Source organism: Streptomyces sp. NPDC127119 (genome assembly GCF_042677425.1).
Lineage (GTDB): Bacteria > Actinomycetota > Actinomycetes > Streptomycetales > Streptomycetaceae > Streptomyces.
Genome location: NZ_JBHXTO010000123.1, coordinates 21691 through 28189 on the forward strand (window position 1 = coordinate 21691; position 6499 = coordinate 28189).

Sequence of the window (6499 nt, forward strand, 5' to 3'; positions counted from 1 at the left end):
CCGCAGACCATTCGAAGCGCACATGGGGCTTTGTCGGTGGTGCCGGGTACTTTTTGGATATGGGGATGCGCGGAGCGACACATATCGTCTGGGACTGGAACGGGACGCTGTTCCACGACAACAAGGCAATCATCGGCGCGACGAACGCGGCGTTCGCGGAGCTGGGCATACCGTCGATCACGCTGGAGCGGTACCGGGAGCTGTACTGCGTGCCCGTGCCGAAGTTCTACGAGCGGCTGATCGGGCGGCTGCCGACGGACGACGAGTGGGAGGTCATGGACGCGGTCTTCCACCGGTACTACGCGGAGCACCGGATGGGGTGCGGGCTCACCGACGGGGTGCCCGGGCTGCTCGCCGGGTGGGTGTCGGGCGGGCGGAGCCAGTCGATCCTGAGCATGTACGGGCACGAGGAACTGGTGCCGTTGGTGCGGGGGTTCGGCATCGAGCCCCATTTCGTGCGGGTCGACGGGCGGACCGGGCCTTCGGGCGGCAGCAAGGCCGAGCACATGGTGCGGCATCTGAGAGCCCTGACGGGCGTCGACCCCGCTCGTACGGTGGTGATCGGGGACGCGGCGGACGATGCGATCGCTGCGCGGCATGTGGGGGCGAAGGCCGTGCTGTACACCGGGGGGTCGCACAGTCGGGGCAGTCTTGAGGGGGTGGGGGTGCCGGTGGTGGATTCGCTCGCGGAGGCGGTGACTCTGGCCGAGTGGTTGGCGGCGTGAGTTCGTGGGGCTCGGCCCCCTGGTCGATGTGAGCCCTGCGGCTCGGGCTGTGACCTGTGGGCCCTGTGGCCTTCGGCCGGAGGTTGAGTGTCGGGTGCGGGTTCGTCGTGGCTGGTCGCGCAGTTCCCCGCGCCCCTTAAAGGCGCAGTTGCCTGCGCCCCCTCAAGGGCGCGGCGCCCGCGGCCCTGAACGGTGCGGTGCCCGCGCCTTTTGTAGGGCGCTGTGTCCGTGGGGCTCAAGTGCACAGTCGGCGGCCAAGCGAACTGTGCAAAGTGTCAAAAAGGTGATCCCTGTTTTGTACACATACGGCTCGTGACGAGGCCCCCCGCAGGGGCGATAGCCTTGGTGCGTGATCAGCGCGATACGTCGCGGGGGCATCGTTGCCCCTGCCCTGCGCCCGGACCGCACGGACGACATCCGTGACCGGGCGGTCGCTGGTCCCCGCGAGCGGGCAGCCGCGGAACAGGCACCGAGATCAGGGTCACACCCTCCGGTGCCGCCAAATATGGCCGATAACGCCCCGCTCATCTCTCATCGCGGCATAGCGTCGGATCAGACCGGACACCCCGCGTCGCGGCGCTACGTCACTTCACGTTCTACGACGTCACGCAACGGCGCGCGACAGGAGCCAGAGGACAATGCAGACCAAGCTGGACGAAGCCAAGGCCGAGCTGCTCGAACGAGCCGCCCGGGTTGCTGAGAACAGCCCGGCCGGGGGGAATTCTCACCTGCCGACCGGGAAGACGGGCGCGAGCGCTCCCGACCAGGACACATTGCTCGCGTTCCTCCAGCGCTACTACCTGCACACCGCCCCGGAGGACCTCGCCGACCGCGACCCGGTCGATGTCTTCGGCGCCGCCTTCTCGCACTACCGGCTGGCCGAGAAGCGCCCCCAGGGCACGGCGAACGTAAGAGTCGTCACCCCGACCGTCGAGGAGAACGGCTGGACCTGCAGCCACTCCGTCGTCGAGGTCGTCACCGACGACATGCCCTTCCTCGTCGACTCGGTGACCAACGAGCTGTCCCGGCAGAGCCGCGGGATCCATGTCGTGATCCACCCGCAGTTCGTCGTGCGGCGCGACCTCACCGGCGAGCTCATCGAGGTCCTCAGGACCCGCCCAAGCGGCGACCTCCCGCACGACGCCTCGATCGAGTCCTGGATCCACGTCGAGATCGACCGCGAGACCGACCGCGCCGATCTCAAGCAGATCACCGCCGATCTGCTGCGGGTCCTGTCCGACGCCCGTGAGGCCGTCGAGGACTGGGAGAAGATGCGCGACTCGGCGCTGCGGATCGCCGAGGAACTGCCCAAGGAGCCCACCGCCGACGACCTGCGCGACCAGGAGGTGGAGGAGGCCCGCGAACTGCTGCGCTGGCTCGCGGACGACCACTTCACCTTCCTGGGCTACCGCGAGTACGAGCTGCACGACGACGACTCGCTGGCCGCCGTCCCCGGGACCGGGCTCGGTGTCCTGCGTTCCGACCCGCAGCACGGCGAGGACGAGAGCCACCCCGTCAGCCCGTCCTTCGAGCGGCTGCCCGCCGACGCCCGCGCGAAGGCCCGTGAGCACAAGCTCCTCGTCCTCACGAAGGCGAACAGCCGCGCCACCGTGCACCGGCCGTCCTACCTCGACTACGTCGGCGTGAAGAAGTTCGACGCCGACGGCAACGTCGTCGGGGAGCGGCGCTTCCTGGGCCTGTTCTCCTCCGCCGCCTACACCGAGTCCGTGCGCCGGGTGCCCGTCATCCGCCGCAAGGTCGCCGAGGTCCTGCGCGGCGCAGGCTTCTCGCCCAACAGCCACGACGGTCGCGACCTCCTCCAGATCCTGGAGACGTACCCGCGCGACGAGCTCTTCCAGACCCCGCCCGACGAACTGCGGGCGATCGTCACGTCCGTGCTGTACCTCCAGGAGCGGCGCCGGCTGCGGCTCTACCTGCGCCAGGACGAGTACGGGCGCTACTACTCCGCGCTCGTCTACCTCCCGCGCGACCGCTACACCACCGGCGTGCGCCTGCGGATCATCGACATCCTCAAGGAGGAGCTCGGCGGCATCAGCGTCGACTTCACCGCCTGGAACACCGAATCGATCCTCTCCCGGCTGCACTTCGTGGTCCGGGTCCCGCAGGGCACCGAGCTGCCGCAGCTCAGCGACGCCGACAAGGACCGCATCGAGGCGCGGCTCGTCGAGGCCGCCCGCTCCTGGGCCGACGGTTTCGCCGAGGCGCTGAACACCGAATGCGGCGAGGAGCGCGCGGCCGAACTGCTGCGCCGCTACGGCAACGTCATCCCCGAGGGCTACAAGGCCGACCACAACCCGCGCACCGCGGTCGCCGACCTGGTCCGCCTGGAACAGCTCGGCGACGGCAAGGACTTCGACCTCAGCCTGTACGAGCCGGTCGGCGCCGCCCCCGGAGAGCGCCGCTTCAAGATCTACCGCATCGGCGAGTCGGTCTCTCTCTCCGCCGTCCTGCCGGTCCTCACCCGGCTCGGCGTCGAGGTCACCGACGAGCGGCCCTACGAACTGCGCTGCCCGGACCGTGACTCGGCGTGGATCTACGACTTCGGTCTGCGGCTGCCCAAGTCGCTCGGCGGCAACGGCGACCACCTCGGTGACGACGGCCGCGAGCGGTTCCAGGAGGCCTTCGCGGCGACCTGGACCGGGCGCGCCGAGAACGACGGCTTCAACTCCCTCGTCCTGAGCGCCGGACTGAACTGGCGGCAGGCGATGGTGCTGCGCGCGTACGCCAAGTACCTGCGCCAGGCCGGTTCGACGTTCAGCCAGGACTACATGGAGGACACCCTCCGCAGCAACGTCCACACCACCCGGCTGCTCGTCTCGCTCTTCGAGGCCCGCATGTCGCCGGACCGGCAGCGGGCGGGCACCGAGCTGACCGACGCCCTCCTGGAGGAGCTGGACGCCGCTCTCGACCAGGTGGCCAGCCTCGACGAGGACCGGATCCTCCGCTCCTTCCTCACCGTCATCAAGGCGACCCTGCGCACGAACTTCTTCCAGGAGGCGGGCGGCGGCGTACCGCACGACTACGTCTCCATGAAGTTCGACCCGCAGGCCATCCCGGACCTGCCCGCGCCGCGTCCGGCGTACGAGATCTGGGTGTACTCGCCGCGGGTCGAGGGCGTGCACCTGCGGTTCGGCAAGGTCGCGCGCGGCGGGCTGCGCTGGTCCGACCGGCGTGAGGACTTCCGCACCGAGATCCTCGGGCTCGTCAAGGCGCAGATGGTCAAGAACACCGTCATCGTGCCCGTCGGCGCCAAGGGCGGCTTCGTCGCCAAGCAGCTCCCCGACCCCGCGGTGGACCGCGACGCCTGGATGGCCGAGGGCGTCCGCAGCTACAAGACCTTCATCTCGGCGCTGCTCGACATCACCGACAACATGGTGGCCGGTGATGTCGTACCGCCCTCCGACGTCGTACGGCACGACGGCGAGGACACCTACCTGGTGGTCGCCGCCGACAAGGGCACGGCGACGTTCTCGGACATCGCCAACGGCGTGGCCGAGTCGTACAACTTCTGGCTCGGGGACGCCTTCGCCTCCGGCGGCTCGGCGGGCTACGACCACAAGAAGATGGGCATCACCGCCCGCGGCGCCTGGGAGTCCGTGAAGCGCCACTTCCGCGAGCTGGGCGTCAACACCCAGACCGAGGACTTCACGGTCGTCGGCGTCGGCGACATGAGCGGTGACGTCTTCGGCAACGGCATGCTGCTCTCCGAGCACATCCGCCTGGTCGCCGCCTTCGACCACCGGCACATCGTCATCGACCCGCGCCCGGACGCCGCGACCTCGTACGCCGAGCGCCGCCGCCTCTTCGAGCTGCCGCGCTCGTCCTGGGCCGACTACGACAAGGAGCTGCTGTCGCAGGGCGGCGGCATCTTCCCCCGTACGGCCAAGGCCATCCAGCTCAACAGCCACATCAGGGAAGCTCTCGGCATCGAGGGCAACATCGGCAAGATGACCCCCGCCGACCTGATGCGGACCATCCTCGCCGCGCCGGTGGACCTGCTGTGGAACGGCGGCATCGGTACGTACGTGAAGGCGTCCACCGAGACGCACGCGGACGTCGGCGACAAGGCCAACGACGCCATCCGCGTGGACGGCGCCGACCTGCGGGTCAAGGTCGTCGGCGAGGGCGGCAACCTCGGCCTCACCCAGCTCGGCCGCATCGAGTTCGCGCAGGCCGGCGGCAAGGTCAACACCGACGCCATCGACAACAGCGCGGGCGTGGACACCTCCGACCACGAGGTGAACATCAAGATCCTGCTCAACGCGGTCGTCGCGGACGGCGACATGACCGTCAAGCAGCGCAACAAGCTGCTCTCCGAGATGACCGACGAGGTCGGCACGCTGGTCCTGCGCAACAACTACGCGCAGAACACGGCGCTCGCCAACGCGCTCGCCCAGTCGCCGAGCATGCTCCACGCCCAGCACCGCTACCTGCGGCACCTGGTGCAGGCCGGCCACCTCAACCGCGCGCTGGAGTTCATGCCCACCGAGCGGCAGATCAAGGAGCGGCTCAACGCCGGGCACGGGCTGACGCAGCCGGAGACGGCCGTCCTCCTCGCGTACACGAAGATCACGGTCTCCGACGAGCTGCTGCACACGTCGCTGCCCGACGACGAGTACCTGCGGAGCCTGCTGCACGCGTACTTCCCGAGCGCGCTCGGGAAGCAGTTCGCCGAACAGATCGACAACCACCCGCTGCGGCGCGAGATCGTCACGACCGTGCTGGTCAACGACACGGTCAACACCGGTGGTACGAGCTTCCTGCACCGGCTGCGGGAGGAGACCGGGGCGTCCCTGGAAGAGATCGTCAGGGCGCAGACCGCGGCCCGCGCGATCTTCAACTCCAGCTCCGTGTGGGACGGCGTCGAGGCGCTCGACAACACGGTCGACGCGGGCGTCCAGACCCGGATCCGGCTGCACTCGCGCCGGCTCGTCGAGCGCGGTACGCGGTGGCTGCTCAACAACCGGCCGCAGCCGATCCAGCTTGCCGAAACGATCAGCTTCTTCCAGGAGCGGGTCACACAGGTCTGGAGCGAGCTGCCCAACCTGCTGAGGGGCGCGGATCTGGAGTGGTACCAGCAGATCTACGACGAGCTGTCCGGGGCCGGGGTGACCGACGAGCTGGCGCAGCGGGTCGCCGGGTTCTCGTCCGCCTTCCCGACGCTCGACATCGTCGCGGTCGGTGACCGCATGGGCAAGGATCCGATGGCCGTCGCGGAGGTCTACTACGACCTCGGTGACCGGCTGCGGATCACCCAGCTCATGGACCGCATCATCGAGCTGCCCCGGGCCGACCGGTGGCAGTCGATGGCCCGTGCGTCCATCCGTGAGGACCTGTACGCGGCGCATGCGGCGCTCACCGCGGATGTGCTCGCTGCGGGGGATGGCTCCGCCACGCCTGAGCAGCGGTTCAAGGCGTGGGAGGAGAAGAACGCGGCGATTCTTGCTCGGGCGCGGACGACGCTTGAGGAGATTCAGGGGTCTGAGGCGTTCGATCTCGCGAATCTGTCTGTGGCCATGAGGACCATGCGGACGATGTTGCGGACGCATTCGTAGCGGTTGGCGTTGCGCTTGAAGAGGGGCACCCCTGTGGGTTGGGGGTGCCTCTTTCTTTTTTCGCCCCCGCCGCCCCTACCCGTTCCCGTCCACGCATGGGGCTGCGCCCCTCGCCCCCGTATCGCGCTCCGCGCTCGTCCTCAAACGCCGGACGGGCTGGAGATTGCCGCCGGTCCGGGGACATCTCAGCCCGTCCGG

2 protein-coding genes are annotated in these 6499 nt (G+C 69.0%); both read left to right on the forward strand.

The genetic code is table 11. From position 1 onward, the window contains the following. Positions 1 to 59: 59 nt before the first annotated feature. A complete protein-coding gene (locus ACFVH5_RS34620) occupies positions 60 to 725 on the forward strand; it encodes an HAD family hydrolase (protein WP_385837639.1) in 666 nt (221 codons plus the stop codon). A gap of 638 nt (positions 726 to 1363) precedes the next feature. After that, positions 1364 to 6301 carry an NAD-glutamate dehydrogenase gene (locus ACFVH5_RS34625; RefSeq protein ID WP_385837640.1) on the forward strand — a complete coding sequence of 1646 codons (4938 nt, stop codon included), beginning with the start codon at positions 1364 to 1366 and terminating at the stop codon, positions 6299 to 6301. The last annotated feature ends 198 nt before the right edge of the window (positions 6302 to 6499 follow it).

Excerpts from the sequence above, each read along its gene's own strand:
- ACFVH5_RS34620 (WP_385837639.1), top strand. The coding sequence starts at position 60 with ATGGGGATGCGCGGAGCGACACATATCGTCTGGGACTGGAACGGGACG.
- ACFVH5_RS34625 (WP_385837640.1), top strand. The coding sequence starts at position 1,364 with ATGCAGACCAAGCTGGACGAAGCCAAGGCCGAGCTGCTCGAACGAGCC.